This window comes from Pseudomonas sp. S31 (assembly GCF_016648105.1).
GTDB lineage: Bacteria > Pseudomonadota > Gammaproteobacteria > Pseudomonadales > Pseudomonadaceae > Aquipseudomonas.
In genome coordinates, this window is record NZ_JACVVE010000027.1 from 20,594 (window position 1) to 35,874 (window position 15,281).

General features: G+C 65.7%; 12 protein-coding genes. 10 read left to right on the top strand and 2 right to left on the bottom strand.

Going from position 1 to position 15,281, the window contains the following annotated elements; genetic code table 11:
- The first annotated feature begins 239 nt into the window (after positions 1–239).
- Positions 240–2,276, top strand: a complete 2,037-nt coding sequence (locus IAE37_RS19220) for an NADPH-dependent 2,4-dienoyl-CoA reductase (RefSeq protein WP_201176062.1) — start codon at positions 240–242, stop codon at positions 2,274–2,276.
- A gap of 110 nt (positions 2,277–2,386) precedes the next feature.
- Entirely contained in the window at positions 2,387–3,277 is an 891-nt protein-coding gene (locus IAE37_RS19225; RefSeq protein ID WP_201176064.1) for a 1-aminocyclopropane-1-carboxylate deaminase/D-cysteine desulfhydrase, read from the top strand.
- On the opposite strand, the gene IAE37_RS19230 is transcribed toward IAE37_RS19225, so the two are convergent.
- Positions 3,268–3,813, bottom strand: a complete 546-nt coding sequence (locus IAE37_RS19230; RefSeq protein ID WP_201176065.1) for a cytochrome b — start codon at positions 3,811–3,813, stop codon at positions 3,268–3,270. The two genes, IAE37_RS19225 and IAE37_RS19230, sit on opposite strands and share 10 nt — an antisense overlap.
- 250 nt (positions 3,814–4,063) lie before the next feature.
- On the bottom strand, positions 4,064–4,999 hold the full coding sequence (locus tag IAE37_RS19235; RefSeq protein ID WP_201176067.1) for a DUF1853 family protein: 936 nt from the start codon (positions 4,997–4,999) through the stop codon (positions 4,064–4,066).
- Between the two features lie 88 nt (positions 5,000–5,087).
- Between IAE37_RS19235 and IAE37_RS19240 the strand changes: the two genes are divergently transcribed.
- The 8 genes from IAE37_RS19240 to IAE37_RS19275 all read left to right on the top strand — a co-directional run bounded on the left by IAE37_RS19240 (position 5,088) and on the right by IAE37_RS19275 (position 15,248).
- Positions 5,088–5,978 (top strand): NAD(+) kinase, encoded by an 891-nt coding sequence (locus IAE37_RS19240; RefSeq protein ID WP_136913623.1) that lies wholly within the window; start codon positions 5,088–5,090, stop codon positions 5,976–5,978.
- Positions 5,978–6,949, top strand: a complete 972-nt coding sequence (locus tag IAE37_RS19245) for a metallophosphoesterase (RefSeq protein WP_201176069.1) — start codon at positions 5,978–5,980, stop codon at positions 6,947–6,949. Before IAE37_RS19240 ends, IAE37_RS19245 begins: the two co-directional genes overlap by 1 nt.
- The gene (locus tag IAE37_RS19250) at positions 6,946–7,833 is read left to right on the top strand and encodes a rhomboid family intramembrane serine protease (protein WP_201176071.1); all 888 of its coding nucleotides are present in this window, start codon (positions 6,946–6,948) and stop codon (positions 7,831–7,833) included. Before IAE37_RS19245 ends, IAE37_RS19250 begins: the two co-directional genes overlap by 4 nt.
- Positions 7,834–7,846: 13 nt before the next feature.
- A complete protein-coding gene (locus tag IAE37_RS19255; protein ID WP_011532970.1) occupies positions 7,847–8,107 on the top strand; it encodes a YeaC family protein in 261 nt (86 codons plus the stop codon).
- Complete coding sequence (locus IAE37_RS19260) at positions 8,104–8,934, top strand: DUF2797 domain-containing protein (protein WP_201176072.1); 831 nt, start codon at positions 8,104–8,106, stop codon at positions 8,932–8,934. The genes IAE37_RS19255 and IAE37_RS19260 overlap by 4 nt, the downstream gene beginning before the upstream one ends.
- A gap of 12 nt (positions 8,935–8,946) precedes the next feature.
- Positions 8,947–11,604, top strand: coding sequence for an aminopeptidase N (gene pepN / locus IAE37_RS19265; RefSeq protein ID WP_201176073.1), 2,658 nt, complete (start codon positions 8,947–8,949; stop codon positions 11,602–11,604).
- A gap of 240 nt (positions 11,605–11,844) precedes the next feature.
- Entirely contained in the window at positions 11,845–12,858 is a 1,014-nt protein-coding gene (locus IAE37_RS19270) for a WD40/YVTN/BNR-like repeat-containing protein (protein WP_442967841.1), read from the top strand.
- Positions 12,855–15,248, top strand: coding sequence for an efflux RND transporter permease subunit (locus tag IAE37_RS19275; protein WP_201176075.1), 2,394 nt, complete (start codon positions 12,855–12,857; stop codon positions 15,246–15,248). Before IAE37_RS19270 ends, IAE37_RS19275 begins: the two co-directional genes overlap by 4 nt.
- Positions 15,249–15,281 lie beyond the last annotated feature (33 nt).

Here is a 15,281-nt window from a genome sequence, read left to right on the forward strand (position 1 = left end):
CGAGCCGACTCCGCTAAATCTTTTCAAATTTTTACCCCATGCCGCGAGCGTCGACATTGGCGCGTTGTCGCTCGCCAATGGGCTGAAGGTCTCGGCTGTGCATTGTAGTCATCAAGTTGTAAGTTACGATCATTGAGGCTGTTCAAACGCCTGTTTAATGTTTGCCCCATAAGCGACGGGCCCCGCCATTGGATGAGGCGCCTGCATTTCCGTGATAACGCCATCGAGGACACCGCGCCATGGCTGCCGACCGCTACCCGCACCTGCTGGCCCCGCTCGACCTGGGCTTCACCACCCTGCGTAACCGTACCCTGATGGGCTCGATGCACACCGGCTTGGAGGAGCGCCCCGGCGGCTTCGAGCGCATGGCGGCGTATTTCGCCGAGCGTGCGCGCGGCGGCGTCGGCCTGATGGTGACCGGCGGCATCGCGCCTAACGACGAGGGTGGGGTGTACTCCGGGGCGGCCAAGCTCAGCACCGAGCAGGAGGCCGACCAGCACCGTATCGTCACCGAGGCGGTGCATGTGGCAGGCGGCAAGATCTGCCTGCAGATCCTCCATGCCGGGCGCTATGCCTATAGCCCGCGGCTGGTGGCGCCCAGTGCGATCCAGGCGCCGATCAACCCGTTCAAGCCCCGGGAGCTGGACGAAGCGGGCATCCAGAAGCAGATCGACGACTTCGTCAATTGTGCCGTGCTGGCCCAGCGCGCTGGGTACGATGGCGTCGAGGTTATGGGGTCGGAAGGCTACTTCATCAACCAGTTCCTGGTCGCCCACACCAACCATCGCAGCGATCGCTGGGGCGGCAGCTACGAGAACCGCATGCGCCTGGCGGTGGAAATCGTCAGCCGCGTGCGCGAGGCGGTGGGGCCGAACTTCATCATCATCTTCCGCCTGTCGATGCTCGACCTGATCGAGGGCGGCAGCACCTGGGAAGAGATCGTGCAACTGGCCAAGGCCATCGAGCAGGCCGGCGCGACCCTGATCAACACCGGTATCGGCTGGCACGAGGCGCGTATCCCGACCATCGCCACCAAGGTGCCGCGGGCGGCGTTCAGCAAGGTCACCGCCAAGCTGCGTGGCGCGGTGCGCCTGCCGCTGATCACCACCAACCGCATCAATACCCCGGAGGTGGCCGAGGCGGTGCTGGCCGAGGGTGATGCCGACATGGTGTCGATGGCCCGGCCGTTCCTGGCCGACGCCGACTTCGTCAACAAGGCCGCCGCAGGGCGCGCCGATGAGATCAATACCTGCATCGGCTGCAACCAGGCCTGCCTGGACCACACCTTCGGCGGCAAGCTGACCAGTTGCCTGGTCAACCCGCGCGCCTGCCACGAGACCGAGCTCAACTACCTGCCGGTGCGCACTGTGAAACGCATCGCCGTGGTCGGTGCTGGCCCGGCCGGCCTGGCGGCGGCCACCGTGGCTGCCGAGCGTGGCCACGAGGTGGTGCTGTTCGATTCGGCCAGCGAGATCGGCGGCCAGTTCAACGTCGCCAAGCGGGTGCCGGGCAAGGAAGAGTTCAATGAGACCCTGCGCTACTTCCGCAACAAGGTACGCACCACGGGCGTCGACCTGCGCCTGGATACCCGGGTGGATGTGCAGACCCTGCTGGCCGGAGGGTATGACGAGGTGATCCTCGCCACCGGTATCGCCCCGCGCACCCCGGCCATCCCGGGGATCGAGCACGACAAGGTGCTGAGCTACCTGGATGTGCTGCTGCAGCGCAAGCCGGTCGGCAAGTCGGTGGCGGTGATCGGTGCCGGTGGTATCGGTTTCGACGTGTCCGAGTACCTGGTGCACGAGGGCGTGGCCACCAGCCTGGACCGCGAGGCGTTCTGGAAGGAGTGGGGCATCGACACCCGGTTGCAGGCCCGTGGTGGTGTCGCCGGGATCAAGCCCGAGCCCCATGCCCCGGCGCGCCAGGTGTACCTGTTGCAGCGCAAGACGTCCAAGGTGGGCGATGGCCTGGGCAAGACCACGGGCTGGATCCACCGTACTGGGTTGAAGAACAAGCGGGTGCAGATGCTCAATGGCGTCGAGTACCTGAAGATCGACGATGCCGGGCTGCATATCCGTATCGGTGAAGGTGAGCCGCAGTTGTTGGCGGTGGACAACGTGGTGATCTGCGCTGGCCAGGAGCCGCTGCGCGAGCTCTACGACGGATTGGCGCAAGCCGGGCAGGCGGTGCACCTGATCGGTGGGGCGGACGTGGCGGCGGAGCTGGATGCCAAGCGGGCGATCAACCAGGGGTCGCGGTTGGCGGCGGAGTTGTGATCAAGCGGCTTTGAATGCTCAGGACTGTGTAGGAGCGGCCTAGCCGGGGCGCCGGACCGGCAAGGCCGCTCCTACAACGACCGTGCTGCTCTGCGGTAAGCTGTCGCCCCATGACATTCGAGCTACCCCAAGCCCCGCTGCAATCGTTGAACCTCCCTTGGCTCCAGGCAGCCGGAGTCGAGGCCGCGGTCCTGCGCCTGGACCTGATCGACCCGCTGATCAGCGGCAACAAATGGTTCAAGCTGCGCCACCACCTGGACCGCGCCCGCCAATCCGGTGCGCCTGGCCTGATCAGCCTCGGCGGCAACCATTCCAACCATCTGCACGCCCTGGCAGCCGCCGGCAAGCGTTTCGGCTTCGCCACCGTCGGCCTGCTGCGCGGCCATGCCCAGGACACCCCCACGGTGCGTGACCTCCAGGCACTGGGCATGGAGCTGCACTGGCTGGGCTATGGCGGTTACCGCGAGCGCCACCAGGCCGGTTTCTGGGAACCTTGGCAGGCCCGCTTCCCCGGCTGGCACTGCATTCCCGAAGGCGGTGGTGGGCCAGCCGGTGCGCAGGGCTGCGCGTTGATCGTCGAGCAGGCGCGGGCGCAGCTGGCCGCGCTGGCTTGGCCGGATTACCACGCCTGGTGGCTGGCCGCAGGTACCGGCACCACCCTGGCCGGGCTGGTGCTGGCCGAACGCGGCGCGCACACCGTGCATGGCGCGCTGGCGGTGCCGGCGAACCATGGTGTGGCGCAAACGGTGGAGGTACTGGCCGGTAGCGCTGGCTACCAGCTGCACGCGGCCTGCCGAGGTGGATTCGCCAAGGTCGATGACGAGCTGATGGCCTTCATCGCCGACTGCGAGGGCCATACTGGCGTGCCGTTCGAAGCCCTGTACACCGGCAAGGCCCTGCTGGCGCTGCGCGAGCAGGTCGAGGCGGGCCTGTTCGCCGCCGGTACGCGGTTGATCTTCGTGCATACCGGCGGCTTGCAGGGGCGGCGCGGTTACTTGTAAGGCAGCATGCGCAGCAGCGTGTTGTCGCGCTGCACGTAGTGATGGTACAGCCCGGCCAGGGCATGCAGGCCGATCAGCCAGTAGCCCCAGCTGCCCACGCGCTCGTGCCAGCCCTTGATGAACTTGGCCAGGTCGGTGTTCGGGCCGATCAGCTGCGGCAGTTCCAGGCCATAGAACGGTACCGGCTTGTCGGCGGCGCTGAGGATCAGCCAGCCGGCCAGGGGCATGCCGATCATCAGCAGGTACAGCGCCAGGTGCATCAGGTGCGCCAGGCCAGTCTGCCAGGCCGGCGGCTTGGGGATGATCGGCGGGGTGGGGCGGCTCAGACGCACTGCCAGGCGTAGCCAGACCAGCACGAAGACGCTCAGACCGAGCATGAAGTGCAGGTCTTTCATCAGGTTGCGTTCGGCGCTGTCCTTGGGAAACAGGCCGCGCAGCTCGATACAGGCGTAGACCGCGGCCAGCAGTACCAGCATCAGCCAGTGCAGGGCGATGGACAGGCGTGCGTAGTGGGGGGCGGGGGTGGATGACACCATGGGCGGTCCTCTTCATCAGGTCGGTGTGATTGACTTTATAGATTTAGCGCCTATGAGATCGAGCGCCGCCCGCGCGGCGCATCGCGGGTAAACCCGCTCCTACATTTGTTGCAACGTGGCCATGTCTGTGAGGCCATGTTTGCCAGTCTTGTCGGTCCGGCACACCATCGCGGCGAGCCAACAAGGCATAACTGGCCCGAAACAAACTGTAGGAGCGGGTTTACCCGCGAATAGGCCCGCCCAGACAACATCAAACCCCAGGCAAATGCGGCCAGCTGTCAGCAACCAGAAACACCCGCTCGACCTCCTGCCAGGCACCCTCGGTATCCTGCTCCAACCGCACCAGCAACTGCGCCGGGGCGTGTTCTTCCAGCGCCTCCAGCCAGGCCCCGAACTGCGCCAGGGTCCAGCACGCATCCGCCGTGATCCGCGCCGGCGCCAGCCAGGCATGCCGCGCCAGTGGTTGCCAGCGTGCCTCGGCGCCCAGCGGCCAGTCCCTCCGTCGCACCCAGCGCCCGCGCAGATGCCCGGGGCTGGCGCCTGCAGGCGGTTCGGCGTGGCCCGGCCAGGGATAGAACAGGTAGCCACCCAGCCACAGGTGCGCCTGCAGCTCCCCGATACCCAGCCCGGCCAGCACTTCGCGGCTGCGCGGATCGCTCGACATCGGCAACTGGTGCGTGGCGACATGCGCCAGCTTGCTGCCCAGGCGGTCGTGACAGCCGGGGCCGAGCCATTGCATGGCATCGTCGCCGTCGCTGTCGGTCGGCCCCAGGTAGAGCTTGATCGCCAGCTCCAGGTGGTGGCAGCCATCACCATCGCGCAGCACGATATCCAGCTCGCCCAGGGTGCGCCCCTCGGTGCGGATCGCCAGGTTGGCGGCCAGCAACTCGACGCCCGGGGCCTGGCCCAGGGCGAATTGCCACAGGCCTTCGTAGTACAACCCCAGGCGCCGGCTGGTGATGCGCCCGAGCCAGGCATGCAGCGCCTGTGGATCGGCGTCCAGGCCCAGCAGCCAGTCGTGCAGGCGCTGCGGGTCGGCCGCCCAGGCACTGCCGGCCAGCGGGTGGCGCTGGGGGCAGGGCGGGGCGCTGAGCAGCGGCGGCGACAGCAGTGCCCAGGCCAGGTCGCGCACGGCAGGCTGGCGCAGTTGACGGGGCAGGTGCTGGAGTGCGGCAAAAGGCATCATGCTGCGAGCATAGCCGGTTTGCCGCTACCCGGTCGTTTCGCCCATAATCCCGGCATAGTCAGCCGCCGCAGAGCCTCGCAGGAGCCCCATGGAGCAATTTCGCAATATCGGTATCATCGGACGCCTAGGCAGCTCGCAGGTGCTCGACACCATTCGCCGACTGAAAAAATTCCTCCTCGAGCGCCACCTGCACGTGATCCTCGAGGACACCATCGCCGAAGTGCTGCCTGGCCATGGCCTGCAGACCTCCACGCGCAAGCTGCTGGGCGAGGTCTGCGACCTGGTCATCGTCGTCGGTGGCGACGGCAGCCTGCTCGGCGCCGCCCGCGCGCTGGCCCGGCACAACATCCCGGTGCTGGGGATCAACCGCGGCAACCTGGGCTTTCTCACCGATATCCGCCCCGACGAGCTGGAAGAAAAGGTCGCCGAAGTACTCGACGGCCACTACCTGGTGGAAAACCGCTTCCTGCTGAGCGCCGAGGTGCGCCGCCATCACGAAGCCATCGGCCAGGGCGACGCACTCAACGACGTGGTCCTGCACCCTGGCAAGTCGACGCGGATGATCGAGTTCGAGATCTACATCGACGGCCAGTTCGTCTGCAGCCAGAAGGCCGACGGCCTGATCGTCGCCACCCCGACCGGCTCGACCGCCTACGCGCTGTCGGCCGGCGGCCCGATCATGCACCCCAAGCTCGATGCCATCGTCATCGTGCCGATGTACCCGCACACGCTGTCGGGCCGGCCGATCGTGGTGGACGGCAACAGCGAGCTGAAGATCGTGGTGTCCAAGGACCTGCAGATCTACCCGCAGGTGTCCTGCGACGGCCAGAACCACTTCACCTGCGCGCCGGGCGACACCATCACGGTGAGCAAGAAGGCCCAGAAGCTGCGCCTGATCCATCCGCTCGACCACAACTACTACGAGGTTTGCCGCACCAAGCTCGGCTGGGGCAGCCGCCTGGGAGGTAGGGACGACTGATGCTCGATCCGGCGCGAAGTTTCGACATCATCGGCGATGTTCACGGTTGTGCGCATACCCTCGAACGTTTGCTCGATACCCTCGGCTACAAGCGTGTCGCCGGCGTCTGGCGCCACCCTCGGCGTCAGGCGCTGTTCCTCGGCGACATCGTCGACCGCGGCCCGCGCATCCGCGAGGCGTTGCACATCGTCCATGACATGGTCGAGGCCGGCCAGGCGTTCTGCATCATGGGCAACCATGAATACAACGCCCTGGGCTGGGTCACTCCGGCCCTGCCCGGCAGTGGCAAGGCCTTCGTCCGCGAGCACACGCCGCGCCATGCCCGGCTGATCGACGAGACGCTGACCCAGTTCGCCCAGCATCCGGGCGACTGGCACGACTTCCTCCAATGGTTCTACGAGATGCCGCTGTTCGTCGATGCCGGGCGTTTCCGCCTGGTACATGCCTGCTGGGACCCGCGGGTGATCGAGCCGCTGCGCCAGCAATACGCCGACGGCTGCATCGACGAGCATTTCATCCAGGCCTCGGCGGTGTCCGGCAGTTTTGCCGCCACGGCGTGCAACCGTTTGTTGCGGGGCACCGACATGCGCCTGCCGGATGGTTTGACCCTGACCGGCGGCGATGGCCTGACCCGGGCCTTCTTCCGCACCAAGTTCTGGGAAGAAGACCCGCAGACCTACGGCGACATCGTCTTCCAGCCAGACGCACTGCCCGAGGCAGTGGCGCGCACGCCGCTCGATCCCAAGCAGAAGAACGCCCTGTTGCGCTATGCCGAGGACGAACCGCTGCTGTTCGTCGGCCACTACTGGCGCAGTGGGCGCCCGGCGCCGATCCGCGACAACCTGGCGTGCCTGGACTACAGCGCGGTGCTGTACGGCAAGCTGGTGGCGTACCGGTTGGACGATGAAACCCGCATCGACCCGCACAAGTTCGTCTGGGTCGACGTCGAACGCCCGCAGGTGCAGCCATGAACGTCGTCGCCGTGCTGCGCCTGCCGTTGCAGCAGGACCTCAGTGGCTTCGTCGGCATGTTGCAGCGCCTGCAGCTGCCGCACCGGGTCAGCCTGGAGGGCGAGGAGCAAGTGCTCTGGGCCCCCGACGCCCTGGCCGCCGATGTGCGCGAACTGTATCAACGCTTCCCCGACGGCAACGCCGATGTGCAGCTCGCCCAGGACCCTGTGGGAGCGGGCTTGCCCGCGAATGCCCCGGCACCCCCTTCCCTGGTGGCCCAGGCTCGAGCCTGCAAGGTCACCGCCAGCATCCTCGTCGTCTGCCTGGTGGTCGCCGGCATCACCGGCCTGGGCGACAACCTGTCGACCATCCGCTGGTTCACCTTCCTCGACTTCGACGTGCAGGGCGACTACCTGTACTTCACCTCGCTGGCCCAGGGCCTGGGCGAAGGCCAGTGGTGGCGCCTGGTGTCGCCGATGCTGCTGCACTTCGGCGTGCTGCACCTGGTGATGAACGGGCTTTGGTACTGGGAACTGGGCAAACGCATCGAGCTGCGCCAGGGCCCCGGGACGCTGCTGGGCCTGACCTTGCTGTTCAGCCTGGTATCCAACCTGGCCCAACACTACTCCAGCGGGCCGAGCCTGTTCGGTGGCCTTTCCGGCGTGCTGTACGGCCTGCTCGGGCATGTCTGGCTGTACCAGTGGCTGGCGCCGAACCGCTATTTCAGCCTGCCCAGGAGCGTCATCGCGATGATGCTCATCTGGCTGGTGGTCTGCCTGAGCGGTGTGGTCGACCAGCTCGGCTTCGGCCAGATCGCCAATGCCGCCCACGTCGGCGGGCTACTCATCGGATGCCTGACCGGCCTCTTGGGCGGATGGCTGGCCCGGCGTAAACTGTCGGCTTGATTTAGGAGACGCTATGTCCACTTTTGCGCAAATGATCGAAAACATCACCCCGGAAATCTACGAAAGCCTGAAAACGGCCGTGGAAATCGGCAAATGGTCGGATGGGCGCAAGCTCACCGCCGAGCAGAAGGAGCTGTCGCTGCAGGCGGTGATCGCCTGGGAGATGAAGAACCTCCCCGAAGAGCAGCGCACCGGCTACATGGGCCCGCAGGAATGCGCCTCGAAGTCGGCACCGATTGCCAACATCCTGTTCAAGTCGGACTCGGTACATTGATCGAACTCGCTCGTGGCTCGTTGAGCAAGATGGCCGTGCGCCTGGAAGCCCCGCTGGTGCAGTACAGCTTCCGCCTGGGCGAGACGCAGGTGCCGGTCAACCCCATGATCGGCCAGCGCCTGCGCCTGGAGTACCTGGGCGCGATTCACTGCAGCCATTGCGGCAAGCGCACCAAGACCAGTTTCAGCCAGGGTTACTGCTACCCGTGCATGACCAAGCTGGCCCAGTGCGACGTGTGCATCATGGCCCCGGAACGCTGCCACTACGACGCCGGCACCTGCCGCGAGCCGTCGTGGGGCGAGCAGTTCTGCATGACCGACCATGTGGTGTACCTGGCCAACTCGTCGGGGATCAAGGTCGGCATCACCCGCGCCACCCAACTGCCGACGCGCTGGCTCGACCAGGGCGCCAGCCAGGCGCTGCCGATCATGCGCGTGGCCACCCGCCAGCAATCGGGCCTGGTCGAAGACCTGCTGCGCAGCCAGGTGCCGGACCGCACCAACTGGCGCACGCTGCTCAAGGGCGATGCCGAGGTGCTCGACCTGGTGGCCGTGCGTGAGCAGATCTTCGACGCCTGCGCCGATGGCCTGCGCGAGCTGCAGCAGCGCTTCGGCCTGCAGGCCATCCAGGCGCTGCCCGAGGCCGAGGTGGTGCAGATGAAATACCCGGTCGAGGCCTACCCGAAGAAGATCGTCAGCTTCAACCTCGACAAGGACCCGGTGGTGGAAGGCACGCTGCTGGGCATCAAGGGCCAGTACCTGATCTTCGACACCGGCGTGATCAACATTCGCAAGTACACGGCCTACCAGCTGGCCGTGCTCCAGTAAAAGGACCTGCACATGCGTACCGAACAACCGCAAGTGATCTACCTCAAGGATTACCAGGCGCCCGACTACCTGATCGACGAGACGCACCTGACCTTCGAACTGTTCGAGGACCACACCCTGGTGCACGCGCAACTGGTGATGCGCCGCAACCCGGCACGCGGTGCCGGCCTGCCGCCACTGGTGCTCGATGGCCAGCAGCTGGAGCTGCTGCGAGCCTCGCTCGACGACCAGGAGCTGCAGGAAGACGCCTACCAGCTCGAGGCCGACAGCCTGACCGTGCAGCCCAGGGCAGAGCGTTTCACCCTCGACACCAGCGTGAAGATCCACCCCGAGAGCAACACCGCACTCGAAGGGTTGTACAAGTCGGGCAAGATGTTCTGCACCCAGTGCGAGGCCGAGGGCTTCCGCAAGATCACCTACTACCTCGACCGCCCCGACGTGATGAGCACCTTCACCACCACGGTGATCGCCGAACAGCATCGCTACCCGGTGCTGCTGAGCAACGGCAACCCGATCGGCAGCGGGCCGGCTGAAGACGGTCGGCACTGGGCGACCTGGGAAGACCCGTTCATGAAGCCGGCCTACCTGTTCGCCCTGGTCGCCGGTGACCTGTGGTGCGTCGAGGACAAGTTCGTGCGCCAGTCCGGCCGCGACGTGACCCTGCGCATCTACGTCGAGCCCGAGAACATCGACAAGTGCGACCACGCCATGGTCAGCCTGAAGAAGTCGATGCGCTGGGACGAGGAAGTCTATGGCCGCGAGTACGACCTGGACATCTTCATGATCGTCGCGGTCAACGACTTCAACATGGGCGCCATGGAGAACAAGGGCCTCAACATCTTCAACTCCAGCTGCGTGCTGGCCCGCGCCGAGACCGCCACCGATGCCGCCCACCAGCGTGTCGAAGGGGTGGTCGCCCACGAGTACTTCCACAACTGGTCGGGCAACCGCGTGACCTGCCGCGACTGGTTCCAGCTGTCGCTCAAGGAAGGCTTCACGGTGTTCCGCGACGCCGAGTTCAGCGCCGACATGAACTCGCGCACGGTCAAGCGCATCGAAGACGTCGCCTACCTGCGCACCCACCAGTTCGCCGAGGACGCCGGCCCCATGGCGCACCCGGTGCGCCCGGACAGCTTCATCGAGATTTCCAACTTCTACACCCTCACGGTGTACGAGAAGGGCGCCGAAGTGGTGCGCATGGTCCGTACCCTGCTGGGCGCCGAGGGCTTCCGCAAGGGCAGCGACCTGTACTTCGAGCGTCACGATGGCCAGGCGGTGACCACCGATGACTTCATCAAGGCCATGGAAGATGCCAACGGCGTCGACTTCACCCAGTTCAAGCGTTGGTACAGCCAGGCCGGCACGCCGCGCCTGGAGGTCAGCGAAGCCTATGATGGCGCCGCGCAGACCTACAGCCTGACGTTCCGCCAGAGCTGCCCGCAGACCCCGGACAAGGCCGAGAAGCTGCCGTTCGTGATCCCGGTCGAGCTGGGCCTGCTCGGCGCCGAAGGCAACGACCTGGCGCTGCAGCTGGCCGGCGAAGCCGCCGCTGCCGGGAGCAGCCGCGTGCTGTCGGTGACCGAGGCCGAGCAGACCTTCACCTTCCAGGGTATCCGCGCCAAGCCGCTGCCGTCGCTGCTGCGCGGCTTCAGCGCCCCGGTCAAGCTGAGCTTCCCCTACGACCGCGACCAGCTGATGTTCCTCATGCAGCATGACAGCGACGGCTTCAACCGCTGGGAAGCGGGGCAGCAGTTGGCCGTGCAGGTGCTGCAGGAACTGATCGGCCAGCACCAGCGCGGCGAAGCCTTGGTACTCGACCAGCGCCTGATCACCGCCTTGGGCACCGTGCTCGGCAACGCCTCGCTGGACCCTGCCATGGTCGCCGAGATGCTCTCTTTGCCGGGCGAGGCCTACCTCACCGAGATCAGCCAGGTGGCCGATGTCGAGGCGATCCACGCCGCTCGCGAGTTCGCTCGCCAGCAGATCGCCACGCAGCTGTTCGATGCCCTGTGGGCGCGCTACCAGGCCAACCGCGAGGTGTCGCGCCAGACCGCCTACGTGGCTTCGGCCGAGCACTTCGCCCGCCGCAGCCTGCAGAACATCGCCCTGTCGTACCTGATGCTGAGCGGCCAGGCCCAGGTGCTGGAGGCGACCCTGGAGCAGTTCGAGCATTGCGACAACATGACCGAGCGCCTGACGGCCCTGGCCGTGCTGGTCAACTCGCCGTTCGAGGCCGAGCGGGCCAAGGCCCTGGAAGCCTTCGCCGAGCACTTCAAGGACAACCCGCTGGTAATGGACCAGTGGTTCAGCGTGCAGGCGGCCAGCAGCCTGCCGGGCGGGCTGGCGCGGGTCAAGGCGCTGATGCAGCACCCGGCGTTCACCCTGAAGAACCCGAACAAGGTGCGGGCGTTGATCGGTGCGTTTGCCGGGCAGAACCTGGTCAACTTCCATGCGGCCGATGGTTCGGGCTATCGCTTCCTGGCCGATCTGGTGATCGAGCTCAATGCATTGAACCCGCAGATCGCTTCGCGCCAGCTGGCGCCATTGACCCGCTGGCGCAAGTACGATGACGCGCGTCAGGTGTTGATGAAGGGCGAGCTGGAGCGGATCCTGGCGTCGGGGGCGCTGTCCAGCGATGTGTATGAGGTGGTGAGCAAGAGCCTGGCTTGAGTTTTTCGTAGCTGCTGCTGGCCCATTCGCGGGTAAACCCGCTCCTACAGGTTTTCCACCGATTTCAGAAACGGTGAAGACCCTGTAGGAGCGGGTTTACCCGCGAAGCTTTTTGGGCGCTTAACAAAACATAACGTCCCGCTCGTTGTCCTGCGCCAACCTTCCCCGATACGATCGATACACAAGAGTTAGACCCACCCACAACAACATAACAGGGGGACGCTCATGGTGGAGCGGGAGATGACGCAGGTCCGGCGCGCTGCTTGGCCATCGGCCGCCGGCGCGCTGCTGGCGCTGGCATTGGGGCTTTGGAGCGGCGCCGTGCAGGCGTCCGGCAACGATGAGTATTCCAGCGAATCCGCCAAGGCCAGCCAGAGTCTGCTGATCGATGCCGCCCAGGCCGGCAAGCGCCTGGTGGTGGTGGGCGACCGTGGCCATATCCTGTTCTCCGATGACCAGGGCAAGTCCTGGACCCAGGCTCGCGTTCCTACCCGGCAACTGCTCACCGCCGTGACCTTCGTCGACGACAAGCGCGGCTGGGCGGTCGGCCATGACGCGCAGATTCTCGCCACCAGCGACGGCGGCGCCACCTGGAGCAAGCAGTTCGAAGACCTGGCCCGCGAGGCGCCGTTGCTCGATATCGACATGCTCGACGCTCAGCATGGCTTTGCCGTGGGCGCCTACGGTGCGCTGCTGGAAACCACCGACGGCGGCCAGCACTGGCAGGACGTCGCCGAGCGCCTCGACAATCCTGATCAACTGCACCTCAATGGCATCGCCCAGATCGCCGACAGCGGCCTGTTCATCGTCGGTGAACAGGGCAGCATGTTCCGCTCCGCCGACAACGGCCAGACCTGGAGCAAGGTCCAGAGCCCCTACGAGGGTTCGCTGTTCGGCGTGATCGCTACCGGTCAACCCCACACCCTGCTGGCCTACGGCCTGCGCGGCAACCTGCTGCGCTCCAGCGACTTCGGTGACAGCTGGCAGCCCATCGCGCTGCAGGCCAGCCGTGGCACCTTCGCCTTCGGCCTGGCCAGCGCCAGCCGGCTCGACGATGGCTCGCTGGTGCTGGTCGGCAACGGCGGCAGCGTGCTGCGCAGCCAGGACCATGGCATGAGCTTCAGCGTCTACAACCGTGCCGACCGCATCGCGCTGGCCGGCGCCACCGGCCTGGCCGATGGCAGCCTGCTGCTGGTGGGGCAGGGTGGTATCCATCTGGCCAGTGCCCAAGGTGCCGAGGAGGCTCGCCCATGACCAGCCGCGAAAGCATCGCCCCGCACCACCAGGACAAGGCGTCCTTGCTCGAACGCATCATCTTCAACAATCGCCCGGCGGTGATCGCGCTGTGCCTGCTGGTGAGCGTGCTGCTGTTCTGGCAAGCCACGCAGATCCGCCCGTCCACCAGCTTCGAGAAGATGATCCCGCTCGAGCACCCGTTCATCGAACAGATGATGGCCCACCGCAACGACCTGGCCAACCTCGGCAACACCGTGCGCATCTCGGTGGAGGCGGTCAACGGCGATATCTTCGACCCGGCCTACATGGAGACCCTGCGGCAGATCCACGATGAGGTGTTCTACATTCCCGGCGTCGACCGCGCCGGGCTGAAGTCGCTGTGGAGCCCCAGCGTGCGCTGGACGGAAGTCACCGAGGAGGGCTTCTCCGGCGGCGAGGTGATCCCCAACACCTACGACGGCTCGCCGCAAAGCCTCGATGCCCTGCGCGACAACGTGCTCAAGTCGGGCCAGGTAGGGCGCCTGGTGGGTAACAACTTCAAGTCCAGCATCGTCGACGTGCCGCTGCTGGAGAGCTACCCCGACCCGCAGGACCCGGGCAAGCTGGTGAAGCTCGACTATCAGCAGTTCTCCCACCAGCTTGAAGAGCGCATCCGCGACAAGTTCCAAGCGCAGAACCCCAACGTGAAGATCCACATCGTCGGCTTCGCCAAGAAGGTCGGGGACCTCATCGATGGCCTGGTGATGGTGGCGATGTTCTTCGGCGTGGCCCTGGCGATCACCTGGGCCCTGTTGTACTGGTTCACCTGGTGCATGCGCAGCACCATCGCCGTGCTGGTCACCACCCTGGTGGCGGTGGTGTGGCAGCTGGGGCTGATGCACGCGGTGGGCTTCGGTCTCGATCCCTATTCGATGCTGGTGCCGTTCCTGATCTTCGCCATCGGTATTTCCCACGGGGTGCAGAAGATCAATGGCATCGCCTTGCAGTCCAGTGATGCCGACAATGCCCTGACCGCGGCGCGGCGTACCTTCCGCCAGTTGTTCCTGCCGGGGATGATCGCCATCCTCGCCGATGCCGTGGGCTTCATCACCCTGTTGATCATCGACATCGGCGTGATCCGCGAATTGGCCATCGGCGCCTCGATCGGCGTGGCGGTGATCGTCTTCACCAACCTGATCCTGTTGCCGGTGGCCATCTCCTACATCGGTATCAGCAACAAGGCCATCGAGCGCAGCAAGAAGGACGCCACCCGCGAGCACCCGTTCTGGCGCCTGTTGTCGAATTTCGCCAGTGCCAAGGTGGCGCCGGTGTCTATCGCCCTGGCCCTGATGATGTTCGCCGGCGGCCTCTGGTACAGCCAGCACCTGAAGATCGGCGACCTCGACCAGGGCGCCCCTGAATTGCGTCCGGACTCACGCTACAACCAGGACAACAACTTCATCATCAGCAATTATTCGACCAGCTCGGACGTGCTGGTGATCATGGTCAAGACCCCGCCGGAAAGCTGCTCTGTCCACGCGACGATGGCGCCGATCGACGAACTGATGTGGACCATGGAAAACACCCCCGGCGTGCAGTCGGCGATTTCCCTGGTGACCGTGTCCAAGCAGGTGATCAAGGGCATGAACGAGGGCAGCCTGAAGTGGGAGACGCTGTCGCGCAACCCGGACGTGCTCAACAACTCCATCGCCCGCGCCGATGGCCTGTACAACGCCGACTGCTCGCTGGCACCGGTGCTGGTGTTCCTCAACGACCACAAGGCCGAGACCCTGGAGCGGGTGACCGCAGCGGCCAGGGCATTTGCCGAAAGCCACGACAAGGACGGCCTGCAGTTCCTCCTGGCGGCCGGCAACGCCGGCATCGAGGCGGCCACCAACGAGGTGATCAAGTCGGCCGAGCTGACCATTCTGGTGCTGGTGTACCTGTGCGTGGCGGTGATGTGCATGATCACCTTCCGCTCGTTCGCCGCCACCCTGTGCATCGTCCTGCCGCTGGTGCTCACCTCGGTGCTGGGCAACGCGCTGATGGCGTTCATGGGCATCGGCGTCAAGGTCGCGACCCTGCCGGTGGTCGCGCTGGGCGTGGGCATCGGCGTCGATTACGGCATCTACATCTACAGCCGCCTGGAGAGCTTCCTGCGTGCCGGGCTGCCGTTGCAGGAGGCCTACTACCAGACCCTGCGTTCGACCGGCAAGGCGGTGCTGTTCACCGGGCTGTGCCTGGCCATCGGCGTGTGCACCTGGATTTTCTCGGCGATCAAGTTCCAGGCCGACATGGGCCTGATGCTGACGTTCATGTTGCTGTGGAACATGTTCGGCGCGCTGTGGCTGTTGCCGGCGCTGGCGCGTTTCCTGATCAAGCCAGAGAAGATGGTGGGCAAGCAGGGCGGCTCGATCTTCGCCCATTGAGCCGAGGGGGTATACTGCCGGGCCATTTCCTGC